This window comes from Brevibacillus nigriterrae (genome assembly GCF_049846925.1).
In the GTDB taxonomy this organism is placed as follows: Bacteria; Bacillota; Bacilli; order Brevibacillales; family Brevibacillaceae; genus Brevibacillus_H.
The window spans coordinates 210,183-227,185 of the sequence record NZ_JBNCMT010000002.1 but is presented as its reverse complement, the minus strand read 5'-3'; the positions used below and the strand labels follow the sequence as shown (position 1 = coordinate 227,185).

Here is a 17,003-nt window from a genome sequence, read left to right as displayed (position 1 = left end):
ATAGACGATAAGGTTGATAGGTTCGGTGTGGAAGTGCGGTAACGCATGGAGCTGACGAATACTAATCGGTCGAGGACTTATCCACGTATTTTCCTTAGCCAAATTTACATTGCGTATCCAGTTTTCAGGGAGCAAAAAAGCTCATGAGTCTATCTAAACAGATAGGTTTATGAGCTTTTTTTACTGGTATTATCTATATAACTTTATGGACAGCTATTACCATTTTCGGTACATTACTTGTAAATCAAGGATTTTAGCATAAACGTACAAAAATTTTCTTACTGCTGATGTTCCCCCATAAATGACATCGAACTATTCTTTGTTTGCGAATTTGCAAAATTAATTAGGGATTTCAAGTGTACTATGTTATACTCAGTCTACCATTTGCTGTACTTGTTCAATTTCCCTACTCATTTTCTCCTTGAGTAGGGTTTTTAATTGTTTTTTTAGGCAATAAAAAACAGACTCTTAAAAAAGAGTCTGTCTATATTTGTTGACAATATTAAGCTTTTTTAACGTTAGTAGCTTGTGGTCCACGTTGGCCTTTTTCCACTTCAAAAGTAACCTTTTGACCTTCGTCAAGAGATTTAAAACCTTCTCCTTGGATAGCTGAGAAATGAACAAATACGTCTTCTGCGCCTTCACGTTCGATAAATCCAAAACCTTTTTCTGCGTTAAACCATTTTACTGTACCTTGTTCCATTGTTGTTGCCTCCTAGTGTGATAACCACACATGTATTACTATCCTTGCTCTTAGGATTGTCAAGACGAAAATTGATACCTCTGTTATCCTTTACTCCGAACAAAAATAATTCTTTATTAGAATAACAGGGAATGGAGAGGATAGCAATTCATTTTAATTGTTTGTTAAATAGAGTTAGATTGAGTAGTATCTATTTACAGATTACCGTTTAAAGATTAATTAAAGTTATTCCCTTTTGATAGTAACGTGGAGGGTGCAAGAAGTTTGTTCCCTTGTTTCCTTCCTTGTCCAAGCGGGCAGTAAATACCTCTATTGTAAGCCCCTACGAACATTGCATAATACAAATCACATTGTCAAAATTTCCTCGGGCAAGATCATCCTCATGGATCCAAAAATAGACGCAGCCGACATCTCCCCACATCATCTTGGTTTTTTCCTCTTCAGAATCAAGCTGCAGCAGCAGATGCCATTTTTTTGCTTCGGAAAGCAGATCTGCCTTGTCGCTGCAATCATCTCGCAGATACCTTACGCAATCACATTGCATATCTCCTTGGATCTGCTCAGGGTTTCCTAACAATCGATTGATGGGTGGATTCCCACCGTTAGCAATGCAAGCTTCCCAGTGTTTCGGCAGAAAAACATCCCAATAGGTATCGTAATCTTCGCGATTTTGGCTCCAACTCATACCCAGACCCGCCATATTCGCAGACTCGGAAGGGGGGACGGTCCACTCAACCGAAAACGTTAAGGAACAGAGGGCAAAACGTGTCTCCTGATCATCTACGATATAATCGTCAAAATCAGGCGGATAGGGGTGTCGCTTTAATTCAGATACATCTCCCTCAAAATAAAGGACACGAGCAGTATCTGTGCTGTCATAAAAATCGTCATCATCATACATCGCAGACACGGCATAGAAAAAATAGAGAATGCCTTTCTTAGGAAGTGTCGTACCCGGAGCATTTGGCAGCTCGGCCAGATTAATCTGTCCAAGGAAAGACATCGTATAAACTTTCCAGCGGGGCCATTCAAAATGAGGTGGCAGGTCCGGGGTGCCACCTATTTTTGACGAGCCCAGAGGGAGATCATCCTCGTTGGCAGGATGGGTAAAAAGTCGAATGGACGGGCGAATCAACGGGGAAAAATCTTCTGCGTATTTGGCTAAACCTGCTTCACGGAAAAGTGATAGGATCTGTTCTTTCATTGTTTCAGCTCCTTTGCTAGACTACATAGATTTATCTTAATATCAAAGAGATGATTGTTGGTATAAATTTCCTTAACATATTAAAAAGAAAGCGCTTGCACATTCGTCGGTTCCGGTGTAAAGTGTAACTAACAGTAATTATCTGAAAATTTAAGTTATTAGTTTTTACAAGTGAATAAACAGGCAACGGCGCCATGCTCGAAGAGATTTCTTCGATGCTGGCGTCTTTTTGTTTTGTGAACGTTGGAGAAAAAGGAAAGGGGGGGATGAGAGTGAACGGGCAGCCAATACGGGCCGTGCCACTGGCAGTTAGGATTATTCCCAATGTCGATGCAGGGCTGGCAGAAAAATTGCAACTTCCACCTTCGATTCGAAGTCTGGGCATGCTCACTTCAAGCATTGACGATGTGGGCTACACGGCTCTGGATGAGGCAACGAAAAAGGCAGCAGTGGAAGTCGTCTATGCCAAATCTTTTTATGCGGGTTCTGCCCATGCATCTGGTCCGCTCTCAGGAGAGTTTATCGGGATTCTGGGAGGGGCGACACCATCGGAAGTAAGCAGCGGGCTGGATGCGGCGATTTCCATGATGGAGAACGGGGCATGCTTTTACGCCTTGAACGCTGAAGCGACACATGCCTATTATGCGCACGTCATTTCGAGAACCGGATCGTATCTGTCTCACGTCGCTGGCATCAAGGAAGGCTCTCCACTGGCCTATTTGATCGCCCCTCCATTGGAAGCGATGTACGGATTGGATGCTGCTTTGAAAGCGGCAGACGTAACCATACAGCAGTTCTACGGTCCGCCAACAGAAACCAATTTCGGTGGAGGATTATTAACGGGAAGTCAGTCAGCATGCCAGGCAGCAGCACATGCTTTTGCAGAGGCAGTAAGAAGTGTTGCTCAATCACCTATCCGGTTGGGGTGAAGAGTGGTCGGGCAAAGAAAGGAGGAAGGAGTAGTTGAGCGGAAGACAACTGTCACTAGGAATGATTGAGACGTGGGGGTATCCGGCACTAATCGCTGCGGCAGATGCGGCGGCCAAGGCAGCAGATGTCAAGGTAGTTACCTATCAGGGGGCGGATGCCGGGATCGTTACCATCTACATAGTCGGAGATGTGGCTTCGGTGAAGGCAGCGGTTGAAATTGGTGCGAGTGAAGCGAATCGGGTCGGCACGTTATTGTCCTCTCATGTGATTCCCAGACCGGATCAGAGCATTTCGCAGATGCTTTGGTCACAATTGAAAGAGGCTGCAGATAAGGCCGATCCAGAAACGGATGCAAGCGAAGCAGGGGGCACTTCGGAAAGATGGGAGCAAATGACCGTGGCAGAATTGCGCAAGCTTGCACGTGAACTGGCTGATTTTCCGCTTTCCGGACAGGAAATCAGTTCTTCCCGAAAAGAAGATTTGATTCGATGCCTGCAAGATTGGAAAGCGAGGCGGGGTGATGGCACCGCATGATTGTCGATAAGGATTTGTTGTCCATACAAGAAGTTCGCCATTTGCTCCAGCAGGCAAAAACCGCTCAGGCAGAGATTGAGCGGATGACACAGGAACAAATTGATCGGATCGTAAAAGAGATGGCGGAAGCAACCAGGCAGGAAGCAAGGAAGCTCGCTGATATGGCTCATGAAGAGACTGGGTACGGGATTGCTGCTGACAAGCTAGTCAAAAACATGTTTGCGGCAACAGAGGTATATCACTCGATAAAGGACCTCAAAACGGTAGGAATTATCGCTCGAGATGAACGGCGCAAGGTATGGGATGTAGCACAGCCAGTAGGTGTTGTTGCAGGGATCATTCCCTCTACGAATCCGACTTCTACCGTTATTTTCAAGTCGCTGATTGCCGTCAAGGCAAGAAATGCGATTGTCTTTAGTCCACATCCACAGGCCACTCGCTGCTCTGTGGAAGCAACCAGAATTTTGCAACTTGCAGCAGATAGTGCAGGTGCACCGGCTGGACTGCTAGCTTGCATTACACAGCCTACCCTGGCAGCAACACAGGAGCTGATGACACACAAAATGACCAATGTGATTTTGGCTACTGGTGGAATCGGCATGGTCAAGGCAGCATACAGTTCAGGCAAACCAGCATACGGAGTTGGTCCGGGAAATGTGCCAGTTTATATCCATTCAAGTGCCAACATCAACAGGGCTGTTCAAGAGATCATTGGGAGCAAGACATTTGATCACGGGACGATCTGCGCCTCCGAGCAGGCCATTATTGTAGATGAGGCGATTCAGCAAAAGGTCATCGCCGCACTCGTGCAGCAAGGTGCTTTCTGGCTCAATGACGAGCAGAAAGAAAAGGTTGAAGCAGTCATTCTCTCAAACGGTTCACTCAATCCTGCCATTGTCGGTCAATCACCTCAAAAAATTGCAAACATAGCTGGTATCAAGGTTCCTACGAGTGCCAAAGTTCTTATCGCACATGAGACAGAAGTAGGCAAGCATGCACCGTTATCGGTGGAGAAGCTGTCTCCCATCCTGGCCTTTTATACCGTGTCTGATTGGCAGGAGGCGTGCAAGCTTTCTATTGCGCTTCTTGAGCTTGGCGGGTTGGGACATTCACTTGGCATCCATTGTGAAGACATGAAGATAATCGAAGCGTTTGCTGTTGAAAAGCCAGCATCCCGGATTATCGTGAACGCAGGAACTACTTTTGGAGCAATTGGGGCAACGACCGGAATCCAGCCATCCATGACACTTGGCTGTGGTTCTTTTGGCAACAATATCACCTCTGACAATATCGGCCCTATGCATTTGCTAAATGTGAAACGGGTGGCTTTCGGCATCAAGGAGATGGCAAGAGCGAACCAGGGAGAGCAATCGAGAGAAAAACAATCAGCGAATGTGGTGGAGCAATCAAATGAGAAACAATCCGTCAATGTAGTTGAGAGTGCTGGTGAAATACAGGTCGCTTCCAAAGTTGCAGATCAAGTATCAGGTATGAACATTACCCGAGAAGAGATCATGTCCATTATCCAAAACGTTCTTGCTGAAATGAAAAACTAGCAAAATTGAAAAAGCAAATCAACGAAAAAATTAAGTGGTGAATAAGTAAGGTTACTTATAAGGAGGTCATTGGCATGGCAGGAGAAATGGCAGCATTAGGAATGGTAGAAACTAAAGGGTTGATTGGGGCAATTGAAGCCGCTGATGCAATGGTAAAGGCAGCAAATGTGAAATTGATAGGCAAGGTTCACGTGGGTGGCGGATTGGTGACTGTCATGGTTCGGGGGGATGTTGGTGCGGTCAAGGCGTCAACAGATGCAGGAGCGGCAGCAGCCGAAAAGGTCGGGGAACTGCTATCTGTTCATGTCATTCCACGCCCGCACTCCGATATTGAACACATCCTGCCCAAATTGGAAGGATAGAGTGCCATGGCAGTCATTACGGAAACGATGCTTCGGGCTATGCTCAGGAAAGGGATTCCCAACCCTTTTCCCATCCAGACAGGTGATAGGCTGACCCCGGCTGCGATTGATTTTTTAAAAGGAAGAGGGATTCGAACGGAACTGATAATACCTTCCGGAAATAAGCCCTCTCAAGCAGGGGAAGATGAGCCTGCCAGTGGAGGGGAGAAAAACGCATCTGTTGCATTCCAACAGGGGCATCTGATTCCGGTTGGCGTATCGAATCGACATGTGCATCTAACTGCTGATCATATTGAGCAATTATTTGGCAAGAGCTATTCACTCACCATTCAAAAGGAGCTGTCACAAACCGGAACGTTCGCTGCCAAAGAGCAGGTGACACTGGTTGGACCGACTGGAATGATTGAGGATGTCAGGGTTCTTGGCCCAACTCGCGGTGCGAGTCAGGTAGAAATCTCTCGGGCTGACGGCTTCACACTGGGAATTCATCCACCTGTCAGGCAATCGGGTAATCTCGATGGCACACCAGGTATCACCCTGATCGGCACCAAGGGAGTCGTTACGCTTGAGAAGGGGCTAATCCTTGCCAAACGTCATGTCCATATGCCTCCACAGGATGCACAACAGTTAGGAGTGACACAGGGGGATTCTCTCATTTTGCAGACAACAGGTGAGCGTGCTATCACTTTTGAAGACGTGACGGTTCGGGTCGGGCTCAAATATGTACTAGATTTTCACATTGATTTAGATGAAGCAAATGCAGCCAGTCTCAAGCAAGGCGATCAGGTAAAAGTTATTGGGAAGAACGGGCAACTGTTTAGCTGCAGGTGAGGTGAGAAAATGGATATCAAACAAATGGTAGAGAGTATCACCAGAGAAATCTTGCATACGATGCAAATCTGCAAGCCACAGAAACCCAAGGTCCTGTACATCTTTTGTGACAGCACGGCACATGAAGCATTTATTGAGCAGTTCATCCAGTTGCAAAACGCCGGAATCGATCATGACATTTTATTTTTGGATGGTGAGACATCTTCCTGGTTGGGCATGCACAAGCTTGAATGCGGTGGCGCCGGTAAACTGATTACAGTCGATGAATATGCACCTGCTCCGATTGAACTGCCAAAGGAGTATGCAGGCATTGTGATACCTGAGATTGATCTGGATAACGCAGCACGGATTGTTTCGGGTATGAAAGGCACCATTAAGGCAGAAATCGTTTTTGCTGCACTGGTTTTAAACAAATTTGTATTGGTGGGCAGTGATGTACCGGGGATCAAACGGTCAGACCGCAGAACCTTAAAGACACTCGATCTGCCTGCGTCATACCGCAACTTGTTTGTCAGGTACCAAAAACAACTGGAAGATCTTGGCGTTGGATTGACCGAGCAAAAATATCTCGCATTGCACGTGATTGAAAAGGTAAGAGAACATGTACCCGAAACTGCAAGTGAATCCCCTGACAAAGGTACGTTTCCACAACAGGCAACCCAATTTGATGGCAAACTGTTATCGGTTGAATGGCTGCAGAAGTGGGGGCAGACGAAGCGGACTTTTTTGAACAATCGACTGATTCTCTCTCCACAGACGATCATTACACCTCTTGCACAAGACTGGCTGCGAGAAAAAGGGATAAAAGTAAAAATGGCTGGGGCAGGTGACTAGCATGCTTTTGGGCAAGGTGATTGGCAGTGTCTGGGCGACGCAAAAAGAAGCAGGAATGGACAATCTAAAGCTTTTGATCGTTCAGCCCATTGATCCCAAAGGCAATGAGGCGGGATCAATCGTGATTGCAGCCGATCGAATCGGGGCAGGAGTCGGCGAGCAAGTCATTGTATCACGAGGGACTCCGGCACGCATCCTGTTCCACAATCAAAATGCTCCCATTGATGCAGTGATCGTAGGGATTGTCGATTCGCATGAGGTGACGGAGTAAGGGGGGAGACGATGGAACAGGAGAGACAGCGAGTAATTCAAGAGTACGTCCCGGGCAAACAGGTGACGCTTGCCCATGTCATTGCCAATCCTGACGAGGTACTTTACGCCAAGCTCGGCATCAAACAACTGGGGGCAATCGGAATCATGACCTTAACCCCTACTGAAACGTCCATTATAGCCGCCGATATTGCGACTAAGGCAGCCAGTGTGGAGCTGGGATTTCTGGATCGGTTTACGGGTTCATTGCTGATTGTCGGTGAAGTCGCTGCTGTCGAAATGGCGATTGAGGCAGTCAATGAATTTCTAAGTACAAGGTTAAAATTTTCACCAGCACTTTTGACGAGGTCATAGGCATGAAGCGAGTATTGATCATTGGAGCAGTTGGCGCTGGCAAGTCGTCGTTGGTTCATGCACTCTCAGACAGTCAGGAACCAGCCAGGAAGACGCAGACACTGGAGTTTCACGACTGGATGATCGACTCCCCGGGTGAATACAGTGAAAATCCGCTTTTTTATCGCACACTGATGGCGACATCACTGGAAGCAGGGCTGCTTATTCTCGTGCAGGATGCAACGAGAGAACGGAATTATTTCCCACCGGGTTTTGCTTCCGGTTTTCCGATCCCTGCGATTGGCGTACTGACCAAACTGGATCATCCAGATGCTGATCCCAATCGTGCAGAGGCTCTCCTACGAGAAGCATTGCCACATGGAGAAATCTACTTGACGTCATCGGCAACGGGCAAAGGGATTGCCACATTGCGTGCTCACCTTCTGGAAAAACTGACGAACTGATCAATAGTCAGAGAGGAATTGTCGGATTTCCTGTACACTTTGTCTAGAAAAATAACTTGCACGTCTGGAAAAAGAAGTGACAGAATAATAGTAGTTATAATAGACGTAATTTTCAGACGAAAGAAGGGAGTCGCATGCCATCTACGCTGGACGTGTATTTAGCAAGATCTACCTTGTCGCAGGATGATGCCAGAATCATTCAGGAATTAGCAAAGTATATCCAGGTGTTTGCTGATATTACCCAGGCGGATGTGTTTATCGACTGCCCTGTTGAAGAGAAAAAGACAGCACTTGTTGTTGCGCAGGCATCGCCCAGCACGGCAAAGTCGCTTTATAAAAGTTCAGTCGTTGGTCAACTGGCATTAGGCCAGAATGAACCAGCCGTATTGTTCAGTCTGACTTCTGGAAAATCAGTCATTGGCTCACGAGGTGTTTCACAGGAACAGACGGTGATGCAGCAAAGTGTAGTCCCGATTAAAAATCCGGAGGGAAAGACAATCGGTACACTCATCATGGAGCAGGATATATCGGAAAAGATTGAACAGGAAAAAAACGTGGAAATGTTGATCGAAACCACAGAACATCTCAGCGAGACCCTGCTTCAAATTGCCATGTCCGAAAGTCAGGTGCTTTCGCTCATGCATGAAGGGATCATCCTGTTTGATTACAGGCAAATCGTTACATACGCCAATGCACGGTCTTATGAGTTGATGAAAGAGATCGGATTTGAGATTCCGATCAAAGGGCAGCGAATCGAGCGGTTTTTTGAGGGGATGTTCTCCAAGGAGAATTTTCAGGCCAACGGCGGTATGATCTTCGAAGAGCTTCAATTCGGTAAAAAATCACTATTAGTGAAAGCGGTTTCAATCTATCGTGAGCAAAATGCGGTAGGCGGGGTTATCCTGATTCGGGATATCACTGAAATTAAAGAAAAAGAAAAGCAGTTGATGATTAAATCTGCGGTGATCAAAGAAATTCATCACCGAGTAAAAAATAACCTGCAAACCATTTCAAGCTTGCTTCGTCTGCAAATGAGACGATCAGCGTCTTCAGAACTAGAGAAGGTCTATCGAGAGAGCATCAACCGCATCAACAGTATTGCGATCATCCATGAATATCTGGCGCAGGATGGAATCAATGTGATTGATTTCAAGGAAATTGTAGAGAAGATCGCAAAGACCATCATCTCCTCGATGCTTCGTCCTGAACAAAGCATCCAGATTACGATTGATGCAGAATCCTCTGTTCATTTGTCATCGGAAAAAGCGACCTCACTCGCTCTCGTTGTCACGGAGTTGATTCAAAACAGCGTAATTCACGGCTTTGGTGACAGGCAAAGCGGCATGATCACGATACGCATCGAGCGTCACGAACAAGAAATGCTGATTCAAGTAATCGATAACGGTGTGGGAATTGGCTATAACGGTGCACAGGTGCAGAACGGACACCTCGGTTTAAAGATCGTCGAAACACTAGTTTCTGAAGATTTGTCAGGCAGTCTTCATTTTCGGGATACGGGACACGGAACGGCAGTGACCATTCGCTATCCTGTGGAAGTAAGGGGGGAAGAGTGTGAGCTGCAAAATCCTCTTGGTCGATGATGAGCCCATTATACGGATGGACCTCCGGGAAATCCTTGAGCAAGAAGGCTACAACGTCGTAGCCGAAGCCAAGAATGGAGAAGAGGCAGTAGAGTTGGCTTATCAATGCAAGCCTGACCTGATCATTATGGATGTCAAAATGCCAGTGATGAACGGCATCAAAGCCACCGATATCATTCGGAAATTCAGCGATGCTTCTGTCTTGCTGCTCACTGCGTACAGCCATAAAGAGGTCGTGCAGGATGCCTGTAACAGCGGAGTGACAGCCTATCTGGTAAAACCGGTGTCAGAAGAGGATTTAATCCCGGCAGTTGAAGTTGCTCTTCGTCAGCGTGAAAAAGTAAGCTCGCTCCAGCGTGATCTCCAGCAGTTGCAGCAAAAATTGGAAGAGCGCAAAATTATTGAGCGAGCTAAAGGCAAAATCATGTCACAACAAACGCTGTCTGAAGAAGAGGCCTATAAATGGATGCAACGGCAAAGCATGAACCAGCGAGTTTCACTTGTGAAATTTGCGGAAGATTTGCTTCATGATCCACAGGCAGTTTCTCCCCTGGAGAATCAAGTGAATAGGTAAAAAAGCAATGGCGCTTTGAGGGTGCGACGATGTTCTCGTCGTTTCGTTGGAGCGCTTTTCTTTTCCATTCAGGTCGTTGCTGATACCAGGGGTTACACCTGAATGCATAGTGGCGATGATTCGAGGTGAGGGCAAGTGGATGATCAGTGGATAACCAGTGTAGGAATCGATTTGGGAACGAGTACTACAAAAATGATTGTCAGCAGGTTGCGGTTAGGACGAATGTCCAGCACATTTTCCTTGCCCCGTTTTCAAATTGTAGAAAGGCAATTGTTTTACACCAGCCCCATCCTCTCCACACCCTTGCTTGAACCGGAAGTGATTGATAGTGATCGCATTTATCGGTGGATTCAAGAGCAATATCGCACAGCCGGAATAGAAGAGTCGCAAGTTAAATCAGGCGCTGTGATTATCACGGGTGAAACAGCAACAAAGCAGAATGCCGAGTTGATCGTTCATCGGCTTGCAGAGCATTCAGGTGAATTTGTGGTTGCGACAGCAGGAGCTGATCTGGAAGGCATTCTGGCGGGCAAAGGTTCTGGAGCCCATAAGCGGTCGCAAGAAATCCATGGGGCAATTGCCAATGTCGATATTGGCGGTGGTACAGCAAATATTGCCGTATTCGAGCGGGGGAAAACGATTGTTACCGTCACATTCCACATAGGCGGGCGACTGCTTCGAATAGACAGGGATGGATGTGTTTTGGCTGTGTCTCCCCATCTGAAAGATTGGCTTTTCGGGAGTGGCTTTGATATAGCAGTGGGTCAAGTCCTGACGCTGGAAAAGCTGAATCGAGTAACGAAACGAATAGCTCAAAGTTTGCTTGCTTATCTCTCACAGCAAAACGAAGATGACTCATTGGCTGATCTGTTGGTCGGGGAGTTGCCTAAGTCGTTCCCAAAGCTCGATGAGATTATGTTTTCTGGTGGGGTTGGCGAATGGATGCATCGGGCAAAACCTGCATCGATGCACGAGGTAACTGCTTTTGGCGACTTCGGGCCGCTCTTGGCACACGTGTTGAAAGATGAGGTTAAACAGTATCCCTTTAAGGTGGTGCGACCTGAGCAGACCGTGCGAGCAACCGTTATCGGAGCAGGCATGCAGTCTGTGGAGATCAGCGGCTCCACACTGTTTTTGAAGCGGGAATTCCTGCCTTTGCGAAACATTCCCGTAGTCAAGGTAACGCTCCCCGAGCATTCCTCCGCTATGGCAGAACTCAGCCAGACACTGGACGAACATTTGCATTTGGCGTCCAAACTGTATGATTCGACTTCATTGCCACCTTGTGCACTCGCTTTTCAAGGAATCGGCTATTGTACCTATACACAGGTGCGCAGGCTGGCACAAGAAATACTGATCGCCTATCAAAAATGGTTCCCCGCAAGCAAATTGCTTGTTGTGATTTGCGAGAGCGACATCGCTAAGGCATTGGGACAGTCATTGCAACTGCAAAGCAATCAGCGTCTTGCCGTCATGTGTATCGATCAAATTAAGGTGGAGCATGGTGATTATATTGATCTGGGGGAGCCGATCTCCGATTCGATCATTCCGGTGGTGATTAAAACTCTTGCCTTTTGAGGCCTGTTGAGGTGTGAGGATATGTACAAAAATACCGTACTGGGAAAGACCTATTCATTTCGCAATTTGAAAGAAGTGATGGCCAAAGCAAATGAAGAGAGGTCAGGGGATCAACTGGCAGGTATCGCAGCCGAAGATGCACGAGAGCGAATGGCAGCTCAATATGTACTGGCAGATCTGACTCTTGGCGATATACGAAATCACCCATTGATTCCTCCTGAGGAAGACGAAGTCTCACGGGTGATTGAAGAGAGTGTCAATGAAACGATCTACCGTGAAATCCGCAATTGGAGCGTAGCCGAGTTGCGTGAATACATTCTCAGCCACCGAACCGAATCTAGCGATTTAATGAGGGTCAGTCGAGGATTAACCAGTGAAATGATCGCTGCCTCAGCCAAGCTCATGTCCAATCTGGATTTGATTACCGCAGCTGCCAAAATCGAGAATATCACACACTGCAACACAACGATTGGGCAAAAAGGTGTGCTTGCGTCCCGAGCGCAACCGAATCACCCAGCCGATCATGTGCAGGGAATAAAAGCGGCGATCTATGAAGCGCTGAGTTATGGGATCGGAGATGCTGTCATTGGCGTCAACCCTGTCATTGATTCTGTGGACAGCGTGAAAGATATTTTGAGTGTGACAAGGGAAGTCATCACCAAGTGGAACATTCCGACACAAAATTGTGTGCTTGCGCATGTATCTACCCAGATGCGAGCGATCCGGCAAGGGGCACCTGCTGATTTGATCTTTCAAAGTCTGGCAGGCACAGAGATGGGCAATCAGGCATTTGGGATCGACGTGAAGCTCCTTGATGAAGCCAATGAGTTGATTTCAAAAGAAGGGACCTCCACGGGACCGAATTTCTGGTATTTCGAAACAGGGCAAGGTTCCGAACTTTCCTCGGAAGCAAATCACGGAGTAGACCAGGTTACCCTGGAAGCACGATGCTACGGCTTGGCCCGCAAATACAAGCCGTTTATCGTCAATACGGTCGTCGGATTTATCGGTCCAGAGTATCTCTATGACAGCAAGCAGGTCATCCGAGCGGGTCTGGAAGATCACTTCATGGGCAAGTTGCACGGGTTGCCGATGGGCGTGGATGTTTGCTATACGAACCACATGAAAGCCGATCAGAACGACATGGATAACCTGGGGACATTACTTGCAACGGCAGGTGTGAATTTCCTGATTGGCGTCGCCATGGCAGACGATTGCATGCTCAATTATCAGTCAACCAGTTTTCATGATATTGCCACTCTGCGTGAGCTGACAGGAAAAGGACCAGCTCCCCAGTTTGAACGTTGGCTGGAGAAGATGGGGATTATGGAGAAAGGCAGACTGACAGAGATCGCAGGTGATCCCACAATCTTTTTGTAATCGTGTACCGGCAACGAAAAAAGTGAGGGAGAAGTCTTGGAAGGGGGGAAGTGATTGAACATGGAGTTGGAAATTCTTGTAGACAAAGTGCTTGCAGCAATTCAGAAAAAAATGGATCAAGGTTCGGATGGACAGACACATCCTCATACACAGGAAAGTCCACCTGAAAGTCCGCCTGTCCCTGTCAGCGAACCGAAACCGAAACGAGAGTCCAATGTCCCAGAGCCTCGGTGGAGGGAAGGGATGCAGGAGTTGCTGGACAGTACTCCAGCCCGGATCGGGGTGTGGAGGACGGGCGCTCGTCCGCTAACCCGCACCATGCTGCAATTACGGTGTGATCACGCAGCGGCAGTAGATGCTGTGTATGGAGAAGTGAGCACGGAATTGCTGGATGAGTTTGGAATGTTTACCGTAGAAACCACCCATCAAAATACAGAAGTCTATCTGAAGCGTCCCGATTTAGGCAGAGTGATTGCAGAGGATGGTGTAACGCTGCTTAAACAAAAATGCAAACTGCGACCACAAGTGCAAATCGTCGTCTCCGATGGCCTAAGTGCGAACGCAGTGGAAGCAAATTTGCGAGACGTGTATCCTGCACTCCTTGACTCTCTTCGAACATACGGACTAAGCTGGGGAACTCCCTTTTTTGTCAAAGGGGGGAGGGTCGCCTGCATGGATCACATCGGAGAAATCATTGAGCCGGAAGTACTCGTTCTGTTGATTGGGGAGCGACCGGGCTTGGTTACCGCAAATTCCATGAGTGCATACATGTGCTTCCGACCGAGAAAGGGAATGATTGAATCTGATCGGACGGTTATCTCCAACATTCACCCGGGAGGCACTCAACCGGTAGAAGCAGGGGCACACATCGGTACAGTGCTCACCAAAATGCTGGAACAAAAAGCAAGTGGTGTCCGATTGAATCTGTAGCACTAGAGAGATTGAGGTAAGCGAAGGACAACCAGCCAAGAAAGGGGGGATGAACATGTTGACTCTGGGGATTCTGCTCGTGTTGGTTACGGTTGCTGTAGCCATCGGAATTGCTGTCAAAGCTAACCAGGGAGTACGTGAGTTTCAAGAGCACAAACATGAAAGCTTTATCGGAGCCAAGAAAAATTAAAAACAGCAGAAGGGAGGAATACGTATGGAGGATATCGATAAAAAGAGTCAACTGCAAGAAGATAAGCAGTACCTTCATCAATTCGGCTATGCACAAGAGCTTTTGCGAGATATGGGCGGATTTTCCAACTTTGCGATCTCTTTTTCCATCATCTCCATTTTAACGGGTGCGGTATCCCTTTATGGACATGGGTTGTTGTACGGCGGCTCGGGCATGATGGGATTTGGCTGGACGATTGTCGCTTTGTTCGTTCTGCTGATTGCTGCATCGATGGCTGAGTTGTCGTCAGCGATTCCGACCGCAGGGGCACTGTACCATTGGGCTGCCATTCTCGGGAGCAAACGGTGGGGCTGGTATACAGCCTGGATCAACTTGATTGGACAAATCGGTATCGTGGCGGGGATTGACTATTCCTTCGCCTTGTTTGCAGATCCTTTGCTGGCTTCCACCTTGGGCTATGAGTCTACTTTGACAACGACCCTGATTGTATTTTCAATCACGCTCTTATTACACGGTATTTTGAATCATATCGGAATCCGGATCGTTGCCATTTTAAATGACTTCTCTGCCTGGTATCACATTGGTGTGGTGGCCGTTGTGGTGGCAAGTCTTGCGTTCTTTAGCAAAGACAGCCTGCAGCCTGTAGAATACCTCTTTCAGGTGGGGCAGACTTTCTCTGAAAAGCCGTATGCCCTCGCATTCCTGATCGGATTGTTGCAGGCGCAGTGGACGTTCACGGGGTATGATGCATCTGCTCATACAATTGAGGAAACAGTCAATCCTCGGGTACGTGCACCATGGGGAATCTTCAGTTCCGTGGCCTTCTCGTTCGTATTCGGATTTATCATGCTCGCTTTTGTCACTCTCTCGATCAGAGATGCTGGAGCCGCTGCGAGTGCTCCGAACGCCTTCATTTACGTTATCAGTGAAGCACTAGGCGGCACATTTGGTTCCGCTGTCCTCTGGCTGGTGACGATCGCCATGTTCTTCTGCGGTCTGTCTTCCGTTACTTCTTTCTCTCGAATGATGTATGCGTTTTCACGGGATAACGGCATGCCACTCAGCAGACACTGGGCGGAAATCTCCAGAAAATACCGGACACCTGCCAAAGCGATCTGGCTTGTCGTTATCCTCTCTTTTGCTCTTGCGCTGTTTGACTACATTATGAAAACGGTAAATCCTGATACAGCCTATACAACCATCGCATTCCTCACGGCAGTCAGTGTGGTCGGGTTATATGTGGCATACGGCATTCCGATTTATCTCAAACTGAGAGCTCAAGCAAACGGGTTATTCCAGGATAAGCATCTGGGGCCGTGGAATCTGGGCAACTGGAGCAAGCCCATCAATATTCTCAGCCTGATTTGGATCGTATTTATCTGCATCATCATGGTGATTCCGCCGAATGAAATTGCTGCCTATGCCCTGATTGGGATGTTTGTTTTACTGCTGATTATGGACTTCGGGTACTATAAAAATCACTTTGAGGGACCACAGGGTGCGCTCAACGTATCAATGGAAGAAATTTTGAAGAAAGAAGCAGAGTTTCGCGACTCAGATGAATCTGTTACTATGTAAAAGATGAAGTAAGCCCAGCCTTACGTACGAGGCTGGGTTTTTTTAGTTGGGTCGGGCGGGTATTCTATAATTTCATGGAATCTCCATGGTTTATGATTGTCTCCAGAGGGGTAGAAAACTTACACTGGTAATATCTTAACGAGTTTTTTGTAATTTATATTTTATTGGATTTATTTTTCTTACTGATGGGAGTGGATTTTCATGGAACGAGATTCAAAAGGTATTTTGTTGGAAAGTGGCACCAACGAATTGGAAATTGTTGAATTTACAATTGGCAACGAGCACTATGGGATTAACGTGATTAAAGTGAGAGAAATCATTGCCTTGATGCCTCCTACCAAGCTCCCTAACAGCCATCCATCCCTTTCAGGAGTGATTCATTTACGAGGGGAGATACTGCCAGTAATTAATTTGGCAAAGGTTCTCGGGTATCCGCCAAGAGAACCACAAGCTGAAGACAGATACATTATCACGGAAATGAATCAGTTGAAAGTGGCTTTCCACGTACATGCTGTGTCTCGCATTCACCGAATCTCATGGACTGACATTGAGAAGCCGACTGACCTTGCTCAGGGAGAAAAAGGTGGACTCGTAGGGGTTATCAAATTCCCAGACAAGATGGTACTTTTACTAGACTTTGAAAAAATTGTAGTAGACATGAACCCTGCGTCTGGTATTCACAAAGGACAGTTGAAGGATCTTGGTCCAAGACAGCGCTCAACCAAGAAAATCATGATTGCAGAGGACTCGGCCATTCTGCGAAAATTATTGGAGGAAACATTGAGTGAGGCAGGTTACTCCAATCTGTACTTCTGTCGGGATGGAAAAGAAGCCTGGGATGCATTGGAAGCGAATCAAGACAGAATAAAAGATTTCGTGCAGTTGATGATCACAGATATTGAGATGCCGCAGATGGACGGGCTTCACCTGACAAAGAGAGTCAAAGATCATCCGAAACTGAGAGATATGCCAGTGGTCATTTTCTCATCACTGATCTCTGATGAGCTTCGTCATAAAGGAGAGCAAGTCGGTGCCAATGCCCAGCTTAGCAAACCGGATATCGTTAATTTAATTAAAGTAGTAGATGAGCTTGTTCAATAGATGGTGAAGATAGAACCATCCTTTTCAGATTTTCTGAGAGGATGGTTTTT

General features: G+C 47.0%; 19 protein-coding genes and 1 rRNA gene. 18 read left to right on the top strand and 2 right to left on the bottom strand.

Annotated features, from left to right (window positions below; all coding sequences use genetic code 11):
• Positions 1-85: ribosomal RNA gene (locus ACPW7N_RS02825) — 23S ribosomal RNA — on the top strand; the annotation flags it as partial.
• A 417-nt stretch (positions 86-502) separates the two neighbouring features.
• On the opposite strand, the gene ACPW7N_RS02820 is transcribed toward ACPW7N_RS02825, so the two are convergent.
• Both ACPW7N_RS02820 and ACPW7N_RS02815 read right to left on the bottom strand, forming a co-directional pair.
• A complete protein-coding gene (locus ACPW7N_RS02820; RefSeq protein WP_425649481.1) occupies positions 503-703 on the bottom strand; it encodes a cold-shock protein in 201 nt (66 codons plus the stop codon).
• Positions 704-1,025: 322 nt separating this feature from the next.
• Positions 1,026-1,907: a YwqG family protein gene (locus ACPW7N_RS02815; protein ID WP_425649480.1), complete on the bottom strand. Its 882-nt coding sequence runs from the start codon at positions 1,905-1,907 to the stop codon at positions 1,026-1,028.
• 266 nt (positions 1,908-2,173) lie between these two features.
• On the opposite strand from ACPW7N_RS02815, the gene eutL reads away from it, so the two are divergent.
• The 17 genes from eutL (at position 2,174) to ACPW7N_RS02730 (ending at position 16,953) form a co-directional block, all read left to right on the top strand.
• Positions 2,174-2,836, top strand: coding sequence for an ethanolamine utilization microcompartment protein EutL (gene eutL, locus ACPW7N_RS02810; RefSeq protein ID WP_425649479.1), 663 nt, complete (start codon positions 2,174-2,176; stop codon positions 2,834-2,836).
• Between the two features lie 34 nt (positions 2,837-2,870).
• On the top strand, positions 2,871-3,371 hold the full coding sequence (locus ACPW7N_RS02805; protein ID WP_425649478.1) for a BMC domain-containing protein: 501 nt from the start codon (positions 2,871-2,873) through the stop codon (positions 3,369-3,371).
• Positions 3,368-4,927: an acetaldehyde dehydrogenase (acetylating) gene (locus ACPW7N_RS02800; protein WP_425649477.1), complete on the top strand. Its 1,560-nt coding sequence runs from the start codon at positions 3,368-3,370 to the stop codon at positions 4,925-4,927. Before ACPW7N_RS02805 ends, ACPW7N_RS02800 begins: the two co-directional genes overlap by 4 nt.
• A gap of 74 nt (positions 4,928-5,001) precedes the next feature.
• Positions 5,002-5,289: a BMC domain-containing protein gene (locus tag ACPW7N_RS02795; RefSeq protein ID WP_425649476.1), complete on the top strand. Its 288-nt coding sequence runs from the start codon at positions 5,002-5,004 to the stop codon at positions 5,287-5,289.
• Positions 5,290-5,295: 6 nt separating this feature from the next.
• The gene (pduL, locus tag ACPW7N_RS02790) at positions 5,296-6,120 is read left to right on the top strand and encodes a phosphate propanoyltransferase (RefSeq protein ID WP_425649475.1); all 825 of its coding nucleotides are present in this window, start codon (positions 5,296-5,298) and stop codon (positions 6,118-6,120) included.
• Positions 6,121-6,129: 9 nt separating this feature from the next.
• Positions 6,130-6,954: a hypothetical protein gene (locus ACPW7N_RS02785; protein WP_425649474.1), complete on the top strand. Its 825-nt coding sequence runs from the start codon at positions 6,130-6,132 to the stop codon at positions 6,952-6,954.
• Position 6,955: 1 nt separating this feature from the next.
• Entirely contained in the window at positions 6,956-7,225 is a 270-nt protein-coding gene (locus ACPW7N_RS02780; RefSeq protein ID WP_425649473.1) for a EutN/CcmL family microcompartment protein, read from the top strand.
• An 11-nt stretch (positions 7,226-7,236) separates the two neighbouring features.
• Complete coding sequence (eutS, locus tag ACPW7N_RS02775; RefSeq protein ID WP_425649472.1) at positions 7,237-7,578, top strand: ethanolamine utilization microcompartment protein EutS; 342 nt, start codon at positions 7,237-7,239, stop codon at positions 7,576-7,578.
• A gap of 2 nt (positions 7,579-7,580) precedes the next feature.
• Positions 7,581-8,021 (top strand): EutP/PduV family microcompartment system protein, encoded by a 441-nt coding sequence (locus ACPW7N_RS02770; RefSeq protein ID WP_425649471.1) that lies wholly within the window; start codon positions 7,581-7,583, stop codon positions 8,019-8,021.
• A gap of 134 nt (positions 8,022-8,155) precedes the next feature.
• Positions 8,156-9,622: a sensor histidine kinase gene (locus tag ACPW7N_RS02765; protein WP_425649470.1), complete on the top strand. Its 1,467-nt coding sequence runs from the start codon at positions 8,156-8,158 to the stop codon at positions 9,620-9,622.
• Between the two features lie 16 nt (positions 9,623-9,638).
• Positions 9,639-10,196, top strand: a complete 558-nt coding sequence (locus ACPW7N_RS02760) for an ANTAR domain-containing response regulator (protein WP_425649493.1) — start codon at positions 9,639-9,641, stop codon at positions 10,194-10,196.
• 135 nt (positions 10,197-10,331) lie between these two features.
• Positions 10,332-11,774 carry an ethanolamine ammonia-lyase reactivating factor EutA gene (locus tag ACPW7N_RS02755; protein WP_425649469.1) on the top strand — a complete coding sequence of 481 codons (1,443 nt, stop codon included), beginning with the start codon at positions 10,332-10,334 and terminating at the stop codon, positions 11,772-11,774.
• A gap of 21 nt (positions 11,775-11,795) precedes the next feature.
• The gene (locus tag ACPW7N_RS02750) at positions 11,796-13,154 is read left to right on the top strand and encodes an ethanolamine ammonia-lyase subunit EutB (RefSeq protein WP_425649468.1); all 1,359 of its coding nucleotides are present in this window, start codon (positions 11,796-11,798) and stop codon (positions 13,152-13,154) included.
• 60 nt (positions 13,155-13,214) lie between these two features.
• The gene (gene eutC / locus ACPW7N_RS02745; RefSeq protein WP_425649492.1) at positions 13,215-14,084 is read left to right on the top strand and encodes an ethanolamine ammonia-lyase subunit EutC; all 870 of its coding nucleotides are present in this window, start codon (positions 13,215-13,217) and stop codon (positions 14,082-14,084) included.
• A gap of 55 nt (positions 14,085-14,139) precedes the next feature.
• Positions 14,140-14,274, top strand: a complete 135-nt coding sequence (locus ACPW7N_RS02740; RefSeq protein WP_425649467.1) for a hypothetical protein — start codon at positions 14,140-14,142, stop codon at positions 14,272-14,274.
• Positions 14,275-14,298: 24 nt separating this feature from the next.
• Positions 14,299-15,852 (top strand): amino acid permease, encoded by a 1,554-nt coding sequence (locus tag ACPW7N_RS02735; RefSeq protein WP_425649466.1) that lies wholly within the window; start codon positions 14,299-14,301, stop codon positions 15,850-15,852.
• 201 nt (positions 15,853-16,053) lie between these two features.
• Positions 16,054-16,953 carry a chemotaxis protein gene (locus tag ACPW7N_RS02730; protein ID WP_425649465.1) on the top strand — a complete coding sequence of 300 codons (900 nt, stop codon included), beginning with the start codon at positions 16,054-16,056 and terminating at the stop codon, positions 16,951-16,953.
• Positions 16,954-17,003: the final 50 nt, after the last annotated feature.

What these genes read in the sequence shown, in the direction of transcription:
- ACPW7N_RS02795 (WP_425649476.1), top strand. Translation starts at nt 5,002, where the DNA reads ATGGCAGGAGAAATGGCAGCATTAGGAATGGTAGAAACTAAAGGGTTG.
- pduL (WP_425649475.1), top strand. Translation starts at nt 5,296, where the DNA reads ATGGCAGTCATTACGGAAACGATGCTTCGGGCTATGCTCAGGAAAGGG.
- ACPW7N_RS02740 (WP_425649467.1), top strand. Translation starts at nt 14,140, where the DNA reads ATGTTGACTCTGGGGATTCTGCTCGTGTTGGTTACGGTTGCTGTAGCC.
- ACPW7N_RS02765 (WP_425649470.1), top strand. Translation starts at nt 8,156, where the DNA reads ATGCCATCTACGCTGGACGTGTATTTAGCAAGATCTACCTTGTCGCAG.
- eutC (WP_425649492.1), top strand. Translation starts at nt 13,215, where the DNA reads ATGGAGTTGGAAATTCTTGTAGACAAAGTGCTTGCAGCAATTCAGAAA.
- ACPW7N_RS02815 (WP_425649480.1), bottom strand. Translation starts at nt 1,907, where the DNA reads ATGAAAGAACAGATCCTATCACTTTTCCGTGAAGCAGGTTTAGCCAAA.
- ACPW7N_RS02750 (WP_425649468.1), top strand. Translation starts at nt 11,796, where the DNA reads ATGTACAAAAATACCGTACTGGGAAAGACCTATTCATTTCGCAATTTG.
- ACPW7N_RS02770 (WP_425649471.1), top strand. Translation starts at nt 7,581, where the DNA reads ATGAAGCGAGTATTGATCATTGGAGCAGTTGGCGCTGGCAAGTCGTCG.
- eutS (WP_425649472.1), top strand. Translation starts at nt 7,237, where the DNA reads ATGGAACAGGAGAGACAGCGAGTAATTCAAGAGTACGTCCCGGGCAAA.
- ACPW7N_RS02820 (WP_425649481.1), bottom strand. Translation starts at nt 703, where the DNA reads ATGGAACAAGGTACAGTAAAATGGTTTAACGCAGAAAAAGGTTTTGGA.
- ACPW7N_RS02735 (WP_425649466.1), top strand. Translation starts at nt 14,299, where the DNA reads ATGGAGGATATCGATAAAAAGAGTCAACTGCAAGAAGATAAGCAGTAC.
- ACPW7N_RS02760 (WP_425649493.1), top strand. Translation starts at nt 9,639, where the DNA reads ATGGACCTCCGGGAAATCCTTGAGCAAGAAGGCTACAACGTCGTAGCC.
- ACPW7N_RS02785 (WP_425649474.1), top strand. Translation starts at nt 6,130, where the DNA reads ATGGATATCAAACAAATGGTAGAGAGTATCACCAGAGAAATCTTGCAT.
- ACPW7N_RS02780 (WP_425649473.1), top strand. Translation starts at nt 6,956, where the DNA reads ATGCTTTTGGGCAAGGTGATTGGCAGTGTCTGGGCGACGCAAAAAGAA.
- ACPW7N_RS02800 (WP_425649477.1), top strand. Translation starts at nt 3,368, where the DNA reads ATGATTGTCGATAAGGATTTGTTGTCCATACAAGAAGTTCGCCATTTG.
- ACPW7N_RS02730 (WP_425649465.1), top strand. Translation starts at nt 16,054, where the DNA reads ATGGAACGAGATTCAAAAGGTATTTTGTTGGAAAGTGGCACCAACGAA.
- eutL (WP_425649479.1), top strand. Translation starts at nt 2,174, where the DNA reads ATGAGAGTGAACGGGCAGCCAATACGGGCCGTGCCACTGGCAGTTAGG.